15 protein-coding genes are annotated in these 15,863 nt (G+C 42.7%); 10 read left to right on the top strand and 5 right to left on the bottom strand.

All coding sequences use genetic code 11. The features are described 5' to 3' along the window. Positions 1-154: 154 nt before the first annotated feature. Positions 155-655 (top strand): thiol peroxidase, encoded by a 501-nt coding sequence (tpx, locus tag EP58_RS02440; RefSeq protein ID WP_036079358.1) that lies wholly within the window; start codon positions 155-157, stop codon positions 653-655. 53 nt (positions 656-708) lie between these two features. Here the strand turns inward: tpx and EP58_RS02435 are convergent, their stop codons facing one another. After that, positions 709-3,039, bottom strand: a complete 2,331-nt coding sequence (locus EP58_RS02435; protein WP_036089581.1) for a glycoside hydrolase family 65 protein — start codon at positions 3,037-3,039, stop codon at positions 709-711. A 173-nt stretch (positions 3,040-3,212) separates the two neighbouring features. Here EP58_RS02435 and EP58_RS02430 point away from each other — a divergent pair, with 173 nt between their 5' ends. Continuing rightward, positions 3,213-3,971, top strand: a complete 759-nt coding sequence (locus tag EP58_RS02430) for a DUF1189 family protein (RefSeq protein ID WP_036089579.1) — start codon at positions 3,213-3,215, stop codon at positions 3,969-3,971. A gap of 20 nt (positions 3,972-3,991) precedes the next feature. Here EP58_RS02430 and EP58_RS02425 read toward each other — a convergent pair whose 3' ends face one another. Then, the gene (locus tag EP58_RS02425; RefSeq protein WP_036089576.1) at positions 3,992-5,005 is read right to left on the bottom strand and encodes a LacI family DNA-binding transcriptional regulator; all 1,014 of its coding nucleotides are present in this window, start codon (positions 5,003-5,005) and stop codon (positions 3,992-3,994) included. A gap of 180 nt (positions 5,006-5,185) precedes the next feature. On the opposite strand from EP58_RS02425, the gene EP58_RS02420 reads away from it, so the two are divergent. The 6 genes from EP58_RS02420 (at position 5,186) to EP58_RS02390 (ending at position 11,690) form a co-directional block, all read left to right on the top strand. After that, on the top strand, positions 5,186-6,457 hold the full coding sequence (locus tag EP58_RS02420) for an ABC transporter substrate-binding protein (RefSeq protein WP_036089573.1): 1,272 nt from the start codon (positions 5,186-5,188) through the stop codon (positions 6,455-6,457). Positions 6,458-6,662: 205 nt separating this feature from the next. Beyond that, on the top strand, positions 6,663-7,586 hold the full coding sequence (locus tag EP58_RS02410) for a carbohydrate ABC transporter permease (RefSeq protein WP_036089568.1): 924 nt from the start codon (positions 6,663-6,665) through the stop codon (positions 7,584-7,586). After that, positions 7,583-8,407 carry a carbohydrate ABC transporter permease gene (locus EP58_RS02405; protein WP_077917795.1) on the top strand — a complete coding sequence of 275 codons (825 nt, stop codon included), beginning with the start codon at positions 7,583-7,585 and terminating at the stop codon, positions 8,405-8,407. The genes EP58_RS02410 and EP58_RS02405 overlap by 4 nt, the downstream gene beginning before the upstream one ends. 247 nt (positions 8,408-8,654) lie before the next feature. After that, positions 8,655-9,647, top strand: coding sequence for a class I SAM-dependent methyltransferase (locus EP58_RS02400; protein ID WP_036089564.1), 993 nt, complete (start codon positions 8,655-8,657; stop codon positions 9,645-9,647). A 24-nt stretch (positions 9,648-9,671) separates the two neighbouring features. Next, positions 9,672-10,865 (top strand): acetate kinase, encoded by a 1,194-nt coding sequence (locus EP58_RS02395; RefSeq protein WP_036089561.1) that lies wholly within the window; start codon positions 9,672-9,674, stop codon positions 10,863-10,865. A gap of 159 nt (positions 10,866-11,024) precedes the next feature. Further along, positions 11,025-11,690: a GTP pyrophosphokinase gene (locus EP58_RS02390; protein WP_036089558.1), complete on the top strand. Its 666-nt coding sequence runs from the start codon at positions 11,025-11,027 to the stop codon at positions 11,688-11,690. Between the two features lie 52 nt (positions 11,691-11,742). On the opposite strand, the gene EP58_RS02385 is transcribed toward EP58_RS02390, so the two are convergent. After that, positions 11,743-12,201: a universal stress protein gene (locus EP58_RS02385; RefSeq protein ID WP_036066705.1), complete on the bottom strand. Its 459-nt coding sequence runs from the start codon at positions 12,199-12,201 to the stop codon at positions 11,743-11,745. 349 nt (positions 12,202-12,550) lie between these two features. On the opposite strand from EP58_RS02385, the gene ald reads away from it, so the two are divergent. Further along, entirely contained in the window at positions 12,551-13,666 is a 1,116-nt protein-coding gene (ald, locus tag EP58_RS02375) for an alanine dehydrogenase (protein ID WP_036089550.1), read from the top strand. Between the two features lie 159 nt (positions 13,667-13,825). Here ald and EP58_RS02370 read toward each other — a convergent pair whose 3' ends face one another. Then, complete coding sequence (locus tag EP58_RS02370; RefSeq protein WP_036089547.1) at positions 13,826-14,182, bottom strand: iron-sulfur cluster biosynthesis family protein; 357 nt, start codon at positions 14,180-14,182, stop codon at positions 13,826-13,828. A gap of 106 nt (positions 14,183-14,288) precedes the next feature. Between EP58_RS02370 and fosX the strand changes: the two genes are divergently transcribed. After that, positions 14,289-14,690 carry a FosX/FosE/FosI family fosfomycin resistance hydrolase gene (gene fosX / locus EP58_RS02365; protein WP_036089544.1) on the top strand — a complete coding sequence of 134 codons (402 nt, stop codon included), beginning with the start codon at positions 14,289-14,291 and terminating at the stop codon, positions 14,688-14,690. Between the two features lie 31 nt (positions 14,691-14,721). Here fosX and EP58_RS02360 read toward each other — a convergent pair whose 3' ends face one another. Then, the gene (locus EP58_RS02360) at positions 14,722-15,819 is read right to left on the bottom strand and encodes a M24 family metallopeptidase (RefSeq protein ID WP_036089541.1); all 1,098 of its coding nucleotides are present in this window, start codon (positions 15,817-15,819) and stop codon (positions 14,722-14,724) included. Positions 15,820-15,863 lie beyond the last annotated feature (44 nt).

The raw sequence follows: 15,863 nt of genomic DNA, 5'->3' as shown, positions 1-15,863 counted from the left end.
AAAGAAAATGCTTGGGTTGGAAAACACCGTATGAAGTTTTCTTTGATATCGTGTTGCACTTGACTTGACAATTCAAGAGGCAAAAAAATAGTACATTGCGCGACACTTCGGTAGAATAGAGGGCGTAGATACAAATCAAAGGAGGCAATTCAATATGGCAGAAGTTACATTTAAGGGAACCCCGATGACATTGATTGGGAAAGAAGTAAAAGTTGGTGACACAGCGCCAGATTTCACGGTTTTAAATCAAGGTTTGGAGCCAGTTACATTAAGCGATTACGATGGCAAAGTGAAAATAATAAGCGTGATTCCATCGATTGATACAGGCGTGTGCTCGCAACAAACGCGCAAGTTCAATGAAGAGGCGTCTGGTTTAGAAAATACGGCGATACTTACGATTTCTGTAGATTTACCGTTCGCGCAAAAGAAATGGTGTGCCGCAGAAGGACTTCCTAATGTGATTACACTTTCTGATCACCGCGACCTTTCGTTTGGTGAGGCGTACGGCGTTGTGATGAAAGAATTGCGTTTGTTAGCTCGCTCGGTATTCGTGTTGGACAGCAATAATAAAGTCGTACACGCGGAATACGTTGGCGAAGGAACAAATCATCCAGACTACGAAACGGCGATTGCGAAGGCAAAAGAAGCGAAATAATGAATAAGAGCTTGTTCTGATGTCCAAATTGGCATCCGAAACAAGCTCTTTTTTTAATTTGTAGTAAATGTTGAATCGGCTAAAACAACGATTTCAGTACCGTTTAGTACGAATTCGACATCTTTGTTCGACGTATTTGTGATTTCAATCATATCATGCGTGATTTTCATGTGTAAGCGAGCACCTTTCCAATAAATAGGAAATTGTAATTCTGTCCATTTTTCTGGGAGATGAGGGTGCACGTATAATCTGCCATCAAGCATTCGGACACCACCAAAACCATTGACCACAACTTGCCAAATACCGCCAATAGACGCTGAGTGAATACCGGCATCGCTTGATTTCATATTTTGGCCAAGATCGATGCGGCTAGCTTTTTCAAACATCGAATAGGCGAGGTCTTTATCACCTAAGTCAGATGCTAAAATGCTGTGTGTAGCCCGACTTAACGAGGAATCATGCAGTGTTTTTGGTTCGTAATAATCCCAATTAGCTTGCTTCACATCTGGTGAGAACTCATTTTCTAGTAGGTAGAGCAGAATCATGACGTCCGCTTGTTTGGTGATTTGCATGTCATTTACTTGGTCTAGGTTGTAGTCTAAGAATAGGGCGCCGACTTGTGATGCTTCTTTATACGGTGTTAGGTCGATGATTTTTTTTGATAAATACGTATCATCTTGCGGGATAACTAACGCTGCATTTGGCTGTGGAAGGTAGAGTTTTGCTGCTTTTTCTCGCCATTTTTGATAGTTGCTCTGTAGGTCCCATTTTGCGGATAGGGACGCGAGTAGCTCGGGATTTTCTTGTTGCAATAAGTCGTAGTATTGTATTGCTTTTTCTAAATTCCAATGAGCCATGTAATTCGTGAAGGCATTATTATCTACGTGTTCTTTGTACTCATCAGGACCGACGACACCAGTAATTTCATAACGATCGTCCTTTTTTTCAAGGCGTGATTGCCAGAAAACTGCTGTCGCAAAAAGGAGTTCATAGCCGTGTTTTTCCATGAAATCTTGGTCGCCAGTAAATTGATAATATTGCCAAACAGCGAACGCGATGTCTGCTGTGATATGCTGTTCAATGAAACCTGACCAAATTTTGGTGGGCTCGCCTGTGATGATATCTGCTGCACCCCAAACTGGCGTTACTTCACCATCTTCCAGCCAAGCAGATTCCCAAGGGAACATCGCGCCTTCGTAGTTATTGTCACGTGCTTTACGAACCGCTCCGGGAATGGATAAAGAGCGATATTCAAGGAGTTGGCGGGCAATTTTAGGGTTGGATGTTGTGAAAAATGGCAGAACGAAAATTTCGGTATCCCAAAAAGCATGGCCTTTGTAGCCTTCGCCGGAAAGTCCTTTTGCGCCAATGTTCATGCGATTATCATGGGCTGGCGTCATACCTGTGAGATGATAAATCGCAAATCGAATCGCGAGCTGGTCGAAATCAACGCCCTCGATTTGGATAGGATATTGTTCCCATACGGTTGTTTGCCAAGCTTTGCGGTGTGCTTTGAACAAGCTATCATAATTGGGTGTCATGGCGAAAATGGCAAGTGCTTGATCGGCATCCTTCCAATCTTTGTCGCGGCTTGTGTACACGCCTGATATTTTCTCAATCGTAATCGTCTCATTTTGCTGGATTGTCTCAGGCTCAAAGGTTGTGAAAATTTTGCGACGGTCCATGAAAATCGTATTTTTAGGCGTGATTACACTATTTTCGAGTGTAAATGCATGACGGGAAAAATGAGCAAAATCAATGTTGGATTCGGTTGTATGCGCTTCTAGTTTCATGATTTTTTGGTCATATAATCGCAAAACGCCTTCTTTAAAATGTTGCGTACCTGTATTCGTCATTTGGCCGTTAATGCCGGAATGAAGTTTCAAGGTGAGATTCCTAGAAAGCGGAGTAATCGCGACTTTTTGGGCAATGATATGTTTATTGGCTAGGGATACGAAGCGGGTGAAAATCAGTTTATATTCGTCATCAGATGGGGAACGCCAATGAACCGTACGTGATAATGTTGCATCTTTTAGGTTCAAGGTACGGTCGAAATGAAGGATTTCACCATCAGTCAATTGGAAGGTATCACCATTTAGTGTGAAGCTCATTTCCGTCATGTCGGCAGCGTTTGGAAGTTCGGTTACTTCTTTATCACCGAGGAATTTGTTGAAAGTGCCAGCGATGAAGTTGCCGCGAACCTCTCTGGCATAGCGCTCCTCGGTTGCTGATCGCAAACCCATGTAGCCATTTCCTAGACTGAAAACAGCTTCGACTTTGCCAAGTGTTTCAGGATCGAAGTATGTCTCTGTGATCTGCCAGTTTTTTAATTCTCCGGAACCTGTATCGTATTTTAATGCTTGATGCTGGTTTTTTAACAACATAATAGTATCCTTTCGTAACGCATAATGTAAATGAATAGATAACGCTTTCTTTAATTTCACATTTTATACGAAACGTTTCGGTAAGTCAAATGAAATTTTGTTATTGATTTAAATCCTGTAATGGTTTAATATGATTTTTAATAGCAAATAACGTTTTGGATATGAGGGATAATATGGGGATAGTGGAACAATTTCAGCAGAGTTTATTTTTTCAGTGGAAGGAGATTGGGAAGTGGAAGGCGCAGAGTATTTGGAAATCCTTTTTTTATTTGCTGTGTTTGGTGTTGCTTTCGTCCCTTATCCTTAGTTTTTCTAGCTTTTCGAAGACGTCGAAATTAGATTATGAGGCCTTATTGACGGAAATGGAGCCGTTTGTATTGTCAGAGAAGGGCTTGGATTATACGGGTGAGCCCTTGATTGTGCCTATTCCAGTTTTTGATACGACGGTTATGATTGGGAAGGTGACGCAAAGGGCGACGACGGATTATGTGGTAACGTTGCAGGGTGACGGATTTAAATTTGGGAAAAATGGCTTGATGTCACCAAATATCACGTCCTATAGTCGTTTGCCGATTTGGGGGAGTAAGCAGGAATACACCAATGCGGATGTATTGAAATTGTTGCAGGAGAACGAATCGCAGTTAAAGCAGGTAGCCTTTTTCTACCAGTACATGAAGGCATTTTTGCAGGTAATGATTAGTATAGTCTTTATTTCTATCATTGCATTAGTATCGATTCCATTTGGTCGCGGTGCTTCGGTTAGTTATAGGCGGCTGTGGATGTTTGGCGCTTATGGCATGACGTTGCCGATTGTGATAAAAACGATACTGAAATTAACAGGATTCTTTATTCCGTATTTTGGAATGATGTATTGGTTTGCGGTCATTATTTTCGTTTTTTTAACGGTGAATACAATAAAGAGGAGTGCCTGAATCTTGGCGCTCCTCTCTGCTTATTTCTTAGCCCCGCTAGATTCACGGACGATTAGTTCGTTTTGCAAAATTTGATGGTGTTCTGTCGATGTTTGATTAATAATTTCCAAAACAAGTGTAGCTGCAGCTTTTCCGAGTTCAAACGGATTTTGCGCGACGGTGCTAAGGGATGGACTTACATAACGGGTGAGCAGAATATTGTCGAATCCAATGATTGAGAGCTCTTCGGGGACCTGGATTTGAAGCTCACGTGCGGCCTGTAAAACACCTAAGGCCATGATATCGCTGGCGCAGAAAATAGCGGAAACCTCTTGTCTCGCTAGTAGAAAGCTGAGCGCTGTTTGGTACGCTTTTTCTTCTTCAAAATCACCGTAACAAATTAGTTTATCGTCATACTCCATGCCCACTTCGATTAGAGCTTCTTGGTAGGCTTTAAAGCGAATTTCGCTTACGTATGCCCGTTTATGCCCATTCATGAACGCGATTTTTTGATGGCCGAGGCGTGATAAATATTTAATTGCCGTTTTGATGCTATCTTCTTGGTCGGAGGTGACGTAGCCAGTGGAATCGTTTTCGATGGGGATGTCTATCAGAACGGTGGGCAGATTGCTAGCAACGGCTTCTGTTAAGTAGGGATCATTTTTTTTTAGTCCTTGGATGATGACACCGTCTAGGTTTCGCTCGCCCACAACTTGGCCAAATGTTTTGTTTCGTTGCCTCGATGTGGTCGTGCTAATCAAAATCATTTCATAGTCTATCGTTGCGACATATTCGCTCACACCACACAAAACTTCGAAGACAAAATTATCCTTCACACTTTCCCTTTTTAAGTCGGTCACTAGTAGCCCGATGGTTTTTGATTTTTTTGTGACAAGGCTCTGCGCCAACATATTTGGACTGTATTGCAATTTTTGCGCGGAGGCTCGAATGATAGCTCGCGTTTCTTCGTTTACGTCACTATAGCCATTGAGCGCACGTGAAACGGTAGTTACAGAAAAACCGGTGTCTTTCGCAATATCTTTGATTGTTGCCAAAACGTTATACCTCCAATACTAACTTCTTGTTATCCCTATTTTAGTGGAATTTAGGGAAACTTACAACTCTAAACATCTATTTCTTTGAAAATAAGCACTTGACATCCGAAACGTTTTGGAATAGAATGACTTTAAATGAATACGCTTTCTTTAAATTGGATAAAAAGGAGAAGAGTTGCTATGAAAAATGGTTGGAAAATGCTTGGGATTCTAAGCGCAGTTTTTGCATTGTTATTTACAGTTGCTTGTGGAAATGAGACGAAAGATACGGCTGGGGCAGGCGAGAAAACGGTAACATTAGGTGTTTGGAAAGGGACAGAGGCTGAGAATACGACGCGTAAGAAATTGATTGCTGATTTTGAAAAGGAGTCTGGAATCAAGGTGAAAGAGAAGGTGTACAACGATTATGAAACGCAACTCCAGACGGATTTAGTTGGGGGAACCGCGCCAGATGTCTTTTATGTAGACGCTTACCTCGCACCAAGTTTGATTGAAAAGAAGGTTTTAGCGCCTTTGGATGATTATATTTCGAAGACGAAAGATTTTGATACGGATGATTTTTATAAACCGGTATACCGTGCATTTACAGGAGATGACAAGGCGCAGTATGGATTGCCGAAAGATTACTCAACGCTCGGTATTTATTACAACGAGAACATGTTTGCTGATGCTGGAATCGATCCGAATACGATTCCGACAACCGCTGATAAAATGGGGGCTTTCCTAGAAAATTTGAAGGCGAAATTACCAAAAGATGTTGTCCCTAGCGCGTTCACAGCAGATCTTGCTCGCCAAATGTACATTGCACAAGCATCTGGGGAACCGATTATAGATAAAGATGGCTACTCTAATCTGGATAATTCAAAAATTATTGCGGCATTACAACCACTGGTGGATTGGTACCAAAAAGGCTTGATTAAGCGCCCAGCGGATTTAGGACAAGACTGGTCGGGGGACTCGTTTGGAGCAGGTAAAGCAGCGATGATGGTTGAAGGGAACTGGGCAATTGCACATTTAAAGCAAAATTTTCCGGATGTGAAATTTGGAACGAAAGAAATACCAACCATTGATGGGAAAAAAGGAACGATGGTATTTACGGTAAGTTATTCGATGAACGCAGCGGCAAAAGACAAAGATGCGGCGTGGGAATTAATGCAATATTTTACTGGGAAAACGGGCATGAAGACTTGGGCAGAAGGAGCATCGGTATTGCCGTCACGCCAATCAGTTGCAAAAGAGATGAACATCGAAACAGACGCAATTTTGAAGCCGTTTGTGGCAGGTGCCGAATATGCGACACCGTGGCAAGACGGTACGACGCTCTCGATTGTTGCGGATCAATACAAAAATATGCTTCCATCGGCGCTTAAAGGCGAGATGACGTTGAAAGAAGCGATGACGAAAGCGACAGAGAGTGCGAATAATGATATTAAGACGCAGTTGAAAAACTAGAGAAGTATTACTGGTGGATTGCTTGTTCACATGTATATTGAGGTTCTTCGGGGGTTGAGATGGGTTGCTATTTTTGAGTTATTTCATGTTAGCGTCCTAAGGATCACTGGTGGATTACCTGCTCACTGCGTTCACATGCATATTGATATCCTAACTCAGCAAAGAACGCTTCCTAAGGATCTCAACAAAAAAAGGAGTCTAGAAAATGAATCCAAACAAGTCTAAGCGTAAGGCGAAGGAGGCTGCGCAAGGCATATCCTTCATGTTGCCAACGATTATCATCATGACCGTTTTTACATTAATACCAATCATTTACGCCCTATTCTTATCTTTAAACAAAGTTAGTCTCGTCGGCGAATCGAGCTACCAATTTGTCGGCTTAAAAAATTACACGAACGCATTTCAAGATGAGCGTGTCTGGATTGCGCTCAAAAACACGGTGCGATACGTGATCATCGTTGTGCCTTGCCAAACTATCTTGGCATTGTTAATGGCATCTTTACTCAATTCGGGGATTAAATTTCAAAATACATTCCGAACGATTTTTTTCTTACCAACATTGACGTCCAGTTCGGCATTAACGATGATATTCATGTTCTTATTTAGTTTGACGGGTCCAGTGAACAATATTTTGGTCGATTTTGGCATTCTTAGTGAGCCGATTAATTTCATTAATGAAACGCAATTTGCGCTGGGTACGATTATGGTGATGAATATCTGGTCCACGGTTCCATTTTTCATGACGATTTATTTGGCTGGATTACAAGATATTCCAAAAACGATGTACGAGGCGGCGCAAGTGGATGGGGCCAATGCTTGGAAACGTTTGACTCGAATTACGGTTCCGCAGATTGCGCCGATTACGAACTATGTCCTTTTGATGGGGATTATCGGCTGTTTTCAGCTTTTTGATCAAGCGTATATTATTTCGGGTGGGAGTGGTGGCCCGAATAACGCCACGTTAACGCTTTCCCTCATTATTTATCAGTACGCATTTAAGTCATTCGACACGATGGGATATGCTTCGGCAATCGCGATTTTGCTGACAATCATCATTTTTGTTGTATCGATGCTCGCGCGGAAACTGAATAAAGAGGATGTCAACGAAGAGGGAGGTGCGGCATCATGAAGCGAAAGCGTTTTTGGAAAATAGTAACGTACACATTGCTTATCGGCTATGGTTTAGTGACGCTGTACCCGTTTTTGTGGGCAGTTATGGCATCATTCAAACCGTATAGCGAAATTATCGGTGGCGGGCTTTCCTTGCTACCAAAAGCACCAACGCTTGAAAATTTTAGCTACATTTTTACGCGTGATCCGCTTTTTCCAAGATGGATATTAAATTCATTTATCATCGCGACTTCAGGAACTATTTTAAATATTATATTTAATAGTATGGCGGGTTACGCTTTGGCGCGACTCCGTTTTCCTGGGCGTAAGCAGATGTTCTTGCTTATTTTGGCAGTCATTATGGTGCCGGCGCAAATTCTTTTGATTCCAAACTATTTAATCATGAAATCCATTGGAATTCTTGATACGTATAATGCACTGATTTTACCAGGTGCGATCAACTTTGGTTATATTTTTATGATGCGGCAGTTTTTTGTGAATTTCCCGAAAGAGGTGGAGGAGGCGGCGCAAATGGATGGGCTGAGCCGGACGCAGACATTTTTCCGAATCGTTTTTCCAATAGCACAGGCATCCATCGCGACACAAGGCGTCTTCGTGTTCCTCGGTTTGTGGAATGAATTCATGAAACCATTACTCTACATTACATCGCCAGAAAAATACACATTGACACTGGGCTTACAGTCGTTTCAAACGCAAAACGCGACGCAGTGGAATTATATTATGGCAGCGTCCGTTGTTTCTATTATTCCTATTCTGATTCTATACATTGTTTTGAATAAATATTTCATGAAAGGTGTACGTATTGGTGGGGATAAGTAATTTTTAAAAATAGCAAAGCTTTGATGGGGTGCTTCGGCACTCTTTTTTTGTGCATCCTGTTATAGTGAATACTAAGCTTGGCACTATAACAATACGCAAAACATGAGGAAAATCCACAAAAATAAAGCGCTTGCTCATTTTGCCACAAATCTTGTTTTTTGATAGTGTAAAATGCTATCATCTTGACTGGAAATGCTGTATAATATTTAATTGGTGTTAGAAATGAAGGAATTCGAGGTGTTCACTTTTGACAAATGCAACAGTTGAGGAATTATTCCGTGTTCTCGATGATACAGCCATCATTATTCAGAACGAGCTCGAAATGAGTTATCTGGAGGCCGTTTATGAGACAGGAGAGAATTTATTTCAGAAAGAGGTACTTCAAAAGGATGAACTTTCTGCTGAGGCGACACTGAATCTGGAAGAGCGGTATGGTTCTGTTCAGTTGGAGGAGTTTGCAAAAGAAGATATCCGTAAGAGTTATCAACTTGCACTCTTAAAAGGTATGAAGCATGGCATTCAGGTCAATCATCAAATGACGCCGGACTCGATTGGGTTCATTATGGGTTACTTGGTAGACAAGGCTTTTGCTGGTAAGAAACAAATCCGTTTGCTCGATCCTGCATGCGGGACCGGGAACTTAATTGCAACGATTGTCAATCAATTGGAAGGTAAATTAGAGCTCGATGCTACTGGCGTTGATGTCGATGATTTGCTCATTTCGCTTGCTTACGTCGGTGCTGATTTGGAGCGCCAACCAATCCAACTTTTACATCAAGATGGTTTGGGCAACTTGCTTGTCGATCCGGTCGATGTTGTTGTGAGTGACTTGCCGGTTGGGTATTATCCAGACGATACGCGTGCTAAAGCGTTCGAGCTACGCCGCGACGATGGGCATTCTTTTGCGCATTTTTTATTTATCGAGCAAGGTATGCGGTACACGAAAGCAGGAGGCTATTTATTTTTCCTAGTGCCGAGTGCGATGTTTGGAACGGAAGATTTCGCGAAAGTGGACAGGTTCATCAAAAAACATGGTCACATTCAAGGAATTCTGCAATTGCCAGAGACACTTTTTGCATCTGAGGGAGCTCGAAAAAGTATTCTAATCCTGCAAAAAGGGGCAGATGATTTGCAGCCGCCAAAAGAAGTATTGCTCGCGAACCTGCCAAGTTTGACCGATCCAAGAGCGACGGCAAACGTATTGGCGAAAATTGAAAACTGGTTTAACGAAAACAAGTAGTTGAAGGGAATGGATGAAATAAACATGGAAAAAACAATTGCAATTAATGCTGGGAGCTCGTCACTAAAATTCCAATTATATGATATGCCATCAGAAACGGTTATTACAGCAGGAATCGTAGAACGTATTGGCTTGAAAGATTCGATTTTTACAATCTCTGTTGGCGATGAAAAAATCAAAGAAGTAACGGACATTCCGGATCACGAAGTTGCGGTCCAAATGTTACTAGACAAATTAATCTCGCATAACATCATTAAATCGTACGATGAAATCACAGGCGTTGGACATCGTGTTGTTCACGGCGGCGAAAAATTCACAGAATCCGTATATATCACGGATCAAGTTATTACAGACATCGAGGAATTATCTGAACTTGCGCCACTTCATAACCCAGCGAACGTTACTGGTATTCGCGCTTTCCGTAAAGTTTTACCTGATATCGTAGCGGTAGCCGTTTTTGATACAGCTTTCCACCAAACAATGCCGCAATCAAGTTACCTTTACAGCTTGCCGTACAACTACTATGAAGATTATGGCATTCGTAAATATGGTTTCCACGGTACGAGTCATAAATATGTGACAGAACGTGCGTCTGACTTGCTTGGTCGTCCACAAGAGGAATTGCGTTTAATCACATGTCACTTAGGAAACGGTGCAAGTATCGCTGCAATCGAAGGCGGTAAATCCATGGATACATCGATGGGCTTCACGCCGCTTGCTGGTGTTTCCATGGGAACTCGTTCTGGTAACATCGATCCTGCGCTCGTTCCATTCATTATGGAGAAAACAGGGAAATCAGCGGAACAAGTGCTTGACGTGTTGAACAAAGAATCAGGTATGCTTGGCGTATCCGGTATTTCGAGTGACCTTCGTGATTTAGAAAGCGAAGCCGCAAAAGGAAATGATCGTGCTGAACTAGCGCTTGACGTCTTTGTTGATGGTATTCATAAATACATCGGTTCGTATGCAGCTCGTATGAACGGTGTCGATGCGATTATCTTCACAGCAGGAATTGGCGAAAACAGTTCGTACATTCGTGAGCGCGTTCTTCGTGGTCTTGAGTTCATGGGCGTTTATTGGGATCCAGCTTTAAACCAAGTTCGTGGTGTAGAAGCATTCCTTAACTACCCGCACTCACCAGTTAAAGTTATCATCATTCCGACAAACGAAGAATTGATGATTGCACGTGATGTGGAAGTTATTCGCGCACAACGATAAATAGAATTTTGCAGAAAGCAGTTATCTCGATTGAGAGATAGTTGCTTTCTGTTTTTTTGATGAGATTTTGGAGAAATATCCAGTTATAGTTAACTCTATACCTTGGTTTTGTGCTATTATACAGGAGTGAATACAAAAATTGTAAAGGCGGCAAATAATATGGATAGTGCTCTTTTAGAAGATTTTAAAGTATGGCTTGGGAATGATCCGAAGTTGAGCGAAGGAATGCAGCATTTAGATGAATTTCGCAGTTTAATGACGTGCTATCAATCCGTGATTCGAGAAGTACGTACGAAATTGGATATTCTAAATGACGAAATGGCTTTGAAGGAAGATCGAAATCCGATTCAGTTTATCACGTCTAGAATTAAGAAACCGATCAGTATTGGCACGAAACTAGCAAAAAAGGAGAAGGCAATTTCGGTGGCTAGTATTCGAGAGACGCTGAACGATGTGGCAGGAATTCGCGTTATTTGTTCCTATACAGACGATATTTATTGGCTAGCAGAAATGTTGACCAAGCAAGATGATGTCTACTTAATCGAGACGAAAGATTATATTAAAAACCCGAAAGAAAATGGTTATCGTAGTTTGCATCTAATCCTAGAGGTGCCTATCTTTTTATCAGATCGTAAGGAAGCATATCGCATTGAAGTTCAAATCCGCACAATTGCAATGGACTACTGGGCGAGTTTAGAACATTCGTTACGCTACAAAAAAGAAATGGGTGACGCGGGGCTTGGTTTGGAGCTCGAGGTTTGTGCGCGAGAAATCGCAGCAATCGAAGACAGAATGCTTGCCATCCGCGAGAAAATAGATAACTAAAAAAATAAGCGATTTCCCACTGAGATTCGGGAAATCGCTTATTCATATTTTGTTAGTCTTTGTAAACTGGATCTTCGTTTCTTACAACTAGTACGTCGCATGGGGAGTGGCGGATGATGTACTCCGAAACACTACCGATAAGTAAGCGTTCTACTGCGTTTAGACCAGTCGCACCACACATGATAAGGTCGGCTTTGAAGGCTTTGGCAGCTTCTTTTGTGATCGCTGTTTTTGGTGAACCGTATTCGATATAAGTTTCGACATTGGTAACACCTTGTTTTAATGCATCATCTTTGTAACCATTTAACAATTCATCCGCGTATTCTGTGGCTTTGTCGGCCATGGAAGTATCGTAGTTAGCGACGGATGAGAAGGCACGCGTATCGATAACATGAACAAGTCCGAGTGATCCTTCATTTCTTTTTGCAACTTGAATTGCTTTCTGGAATGCGCTTTCTGCTTCTTTAGACCCGTCAACTGCTACTAAAACTCTACTATATTGCTGTAACATACTAAATCCCTCCTGCCCAGCGTGTCGACAAACGCCTATCTTCGTCGTTAAAGTCTGTGCGCCGGTGCTCACATACCTGAGTATGCTCCGCTCCAGTGCTCGACTTTGCCTAGAATATAGGCATTTGTCGACACGCTGGGGTTTGGCGGGACTTTCACGAAAACAGTGAATTTCGACACTTTGGAAAATCTTTTTATACTATTATTGTACCCTTTTTTTGCGAAAACAACCATTAAAAGCATTGCAAAATTTTTTAACCCGTATTTTTTTACAATTCGGGTCATCTGTGTTATTCTTGTTTTGTAAGCGCATACTTTATGGGCTAATTTACTTAAAAGGGGAGATTCATATGTTAATTGGTGTTCCAAAAGAAATTAAGAATAATGAAAATCGGGTAGCAATGACGCCAGCTAGTGTTTTATCGTACGTTCAATCAGGTCATAAAGTACTAGTTGAAACAAACGCGGGTTTAGGTTCAGCTTTTCACGATGAGGATTACGTTGCGGCAGGCGCGACGATCGTGGGAACTGCTGCTGAGGCTTGGGCTGCGGATATGGTTGTGAAAGTGAAGGAACCGATTGCATCTGAATACGGCTATTTCCGTGAAGGATTGCTGTTGTTCACATACTTACATTTGGCGAATGAGCCAGAACTTGCGAAGGCGCTTACGGAGAATAAGGTGAACAGTGTTGCCTATGAAACGGTGGAGCTGGATGACCGTACATTACCATTACTTAGCCCGATGAGCGAGGTTGCTGGTCGTATGGCAGCGCAGATTGGGACACAATTTTTGCAAAGGAACAATGGCGGTCGCGGTATTTTACTTAGCGGTGTGCCGGGCGTTGAGCGTGGCGAAGTGGTTATTATCGGCGGCGGGATGGCAGGAACGAACGCAGCAAAAGTGGCGATTGGGCTTGGTGCGAATGTGACGATTCTCGATTTGAACTTGCATCGTTTACGCGAGCTGGATGATATTTTTGGCAATCAAATTACGACGTTGATGAGTAACGCTTTCAACATCGAAACGGCTGTGAAAAAGGCGGATTTGGTTGTTGGTGCGGTACTGATTCCGGGTGCGCGTGCTCCGAAACTTGTGAAAGAGGATCTCGTGAAGCAAATGAAACCAGGTGCGGTTATCGTGGATATCGCGATTGATCAAGGTGGTATTTTTGAAACGACGGATCGTGTGACAACGCATGATGACCCGACGTATGAAAAACATGGTGTTGTGCATTATGCAGTGGCGAATATGCCGGGTGCCGTGCCACGTACGTCGACCATCTCGCTGACGAATGCGACACTACAATTCGGATTAACATTGGCGAATAAAGGGCTTGCTGATGCAGTTCTTGGAAATTTATCGCTGTATAAAGGTGTGAATACGATTGGTGGTTATGTGACGTATAAAGCCGTTGCGGATGATTTGGGTTATGAATATAAGGCGGTGGAAGAAGCGCTGGCTTAACTAGAAAAGCCAGTTTTCGTAGACTATTCGCCGAACCCCAGCGTGTCGACAAATGCTTAGATCCTAGGCAAAGTCGAGCACTGGCGCGACGCACAGGCTCTAACGACGGAAATGAGCGTTTGTCGACACGCTGAAACGAGCAGAAATCTCTTGCTGAGGTTACTGCTCGTTTTTTGGTGTGTGAATATAGTTATTATCAGTGTCCATGAGTAGGAGGTTACGATTGTAGAATTGACCGTCGCTTTTTAGAATGAGGGCGTTAGATTTGGCATCGTAGTCGATTTTTAGTTGTTCTTCTAGGAAAACAGCCGTCCAGCGCGCGATTAAGATGGGACCAAGATTGGATGAGAATTCGATGTCTTCAGGTGTTGTTTCGATCGCTAGTTTTAATGTGAAAATACCGCTGTTTTCGCAACCGCATCCTTCTGTTAAATAGTAGAGATATAGTTTGCCGGGAAGGTCACCGCGCAAGGCCTCGACGCGTGAAATGGCTGCAGGTGTGAATGTTAGGTTCATTTGGAATCACCTCGTTTTTATTTTATTGTACGGCGATTGGGTGGGATTGGGAAATTAGTTGCTCAAAGTAGAGAAGTTTTGTAGCATAGAGAATGAGGTGATCAGTATGGAAGGTTTGAGTCATATGACGTTTGTTGTCAAAGATTTGGAAAGAGCGAGCTTGTTTTTTGAACGAATTTTTGATGCGGAGGAGGTTTATTCGAGCGAAGACGATACGTATTCTTTGTCACGGGAAAAATTTTTCTTAATAGGTGATTTATGGATTGCGATTATGGAAGGAAACAGTCTGCCAAGTAGGACGTATAATCATATTGCGTTTAAGATTGATGAGGCGGAATACGATGGATATTTGGAACGCATTGTAAAACTAGGATTAGAGATTAAAGCTGGGCGTCCAAGAGTCGTTGGGGAGGCGAATTCGATTTATTTTTATGATTTTGATAATCATTTGTTCGAACTGCATACGGGAACGCTTGAGGAGAGATTGCTTAAATACAAAGAGAAGTAGTCCAGCTGGTGGGCTGAACTACTTCTTTGACTTATTTCACATACGTTAATTCTTTCGGAAACTCGGTCAAAATTTCATAACCATCTTTTGTCACTACGATATCATCTTCAATTCGCACGCCTGCAACGCCTGGGACGTAAATGCCGGGTTCAATGGTGAAGACCATATTTTCTTGTAGCGCCATCTCGTTTGTTTCGGTGATCGATGGGAATTCGTGGACGCTTGCGCCTAGCCCGTGCCCGAGTCGATGTGGGAAGTAGTCGCCATAACCTGCGTCTTTGATGATGTTGCGAGCGGTCAGATCCACTTCTTTCGCCGGAACGCCGGCTTTTACTTTTTCGATGGCTGCGAGTTGGGCTTTTAGCACGGTGTTGTAGATTTTTTCTTGTTCTGCGCTGATTTCGCCGTATGCCACGGTGCGCGTGATGTCGGAGCAGTAGCCTTTATGGACAACGCCTAGGTCAAAGAGGACAAGGTCGCCTTTTTTGATTTTTGTCTCGCTTGGTGTGCCGTGTGGTAGGGCGCCGTTTGTGCCGGTTAGAACCATCGTTGAGAAGGACATCGCGCTCACGCCTTTTTTCTTCATTTCATATTCGATTTTTGCCACGATTTCCGCTTCGGTTTTGCCTTCTGCGATTTCGTCAACGCCCACTTGGACGGCGTAATCGGCTAGTAGTGCGGCTTCTTTTAGGATGGCTAGTTCTTCTGGTGTTTTGATGAGGCGGATCATCTGAATTTTTTCTTCAATCGAGATGAATGTCGCGTCGGTTAAATATTTGGATAAAATTTCAAAACGGTCAACCGTCATATGGGATTTCTCGATGGCAAATTTCTTCACGGTCGGTACGCGTTTTGTAATCTGCGTGACGATGATTTCCCAGGGGTTTTCGATGTCACTGTAACCGTATGCCTCGTGTGACCAGTCGCTGTTTTTCACATCTTCTACTTCAAGGCCTGGTGTGAAAAGGAACGGCGCGACTTCGGGAAATACGGCGAGGCCTAGCACGCGTTCGTGTGGGTCGCTATGATAGCCGGTGAAATAGGCGATGTTTTCAGGGTCGGTGATGAACGCAACCTCAGCGCCTTGCTCTTTTAGCCAGTTTTGCAAAATATCGATATTTTTTTCCATCAGTCATCCTTCTTTCCTTGTTTCGTCCGCTTTATCATAACACG

It is taken from the genome of Paenilisteria newyorkensis, assembly GCF_000766145.1.
GTDB classification, from domain to species: domain Bacteria; phylum Bacillota; class Bacilli; order Lactobacillales; family Listeriaceae; genus Listeria_A; species Listeria_A newyorkensis.
This window is presented reverse-complemented; position numbering and strand designations above follow the sequence as displayed.

Bases quoted from the DNA above. Each gene is read 5' to 3' on its own strand.
- tpx (WP_036079358.1), top strand. From the start codon at position 155: ATGGCAGAAGTTACATTTAAGGGAACCCCGATGACATTGATTGGGAAA.
- EP58_RS02435 (WP_036089581.1), bottom strand. From the start codon at position 3,039: ATGTTGTTAAAAAACCAGCATCAAGCATTAAAATACGATACAGGTTCC.
- EP58_RS02430 (WP_036089579.1), top strand. From the start codon at position 3,213: ATGGGGATAGTGGAACAATTTCAGCAGAGTTTATTTTTTCAGTGGAAG.
- EP58_RS02420 (WP_036089573.1), top strand. From the start codon at position 5,186: ATGAAAAATGGTTGGAAAATGCTTGGGATTCTAAGCGCAGTTTTTGCA.
- EP58_RS02410 (WP_036089568.1), top strand. From the start codon at position 6,663: ATGAATCCAAACAAGTCTAAGCGTAAGGCGAAGGAGGCTGCGCAAGGC.
- EP58_RS02405 (WP_077917795.1), top strand. From the start codon at position 7,583: ATGAAGCGAAAGCGTTTTTGGAAAATAGTAACGTACACATTGCTTATC.
- EP58_RS02395 (WP_036089561.1), top strand. From the start codon at position 9,672: ATGGAAAAAACAATTGCAATTAATGCTGGGAGCTCGTCACTAAAATTC.
- EP58_RS02390 (WP_036089558.1), top strand. From the start codon at position 11,025: ATGGATAGTGCTCTTTTAGAAGATTTTAAAGTATGGCTTGGGAATGAT.
- EP58_RS02385 (WP_036066705.1), bottom strand. From the start codon at position 12,201: ATGTTACAGCAATATAGTAGAGTTTTAGTAGCAGTTGACGGGTCTAAA.
- ald (WP_036089550.1), top strand. From the start codon at position 12,551: ATGTTAATTGGTGTTCCAAAAGAAATTAAGAATAATGAAAATCGGGTA.
- EP58_RS02370 (WP_036089547.1), bottom strand. From the start codon at position 14,182: ATGAACCTAACATTCACACCTGCAGCCATTTCACGCGTCGAGGCCTTG.
- fosX (WP_036089544.1), top strand. From the start codon at position 14,289: ATGGAAGGTTTGAGTCATATGACGTTTGTTGTCAAAGATTTGGAAAGA.
- EP58_RS02360 (WP_036089541.1), bottom strand. From the start codon at position 15,819: ATGGAAAAAAATATCGATATTTTGCAAAACTGGCTAAAAGAGCAAGGC.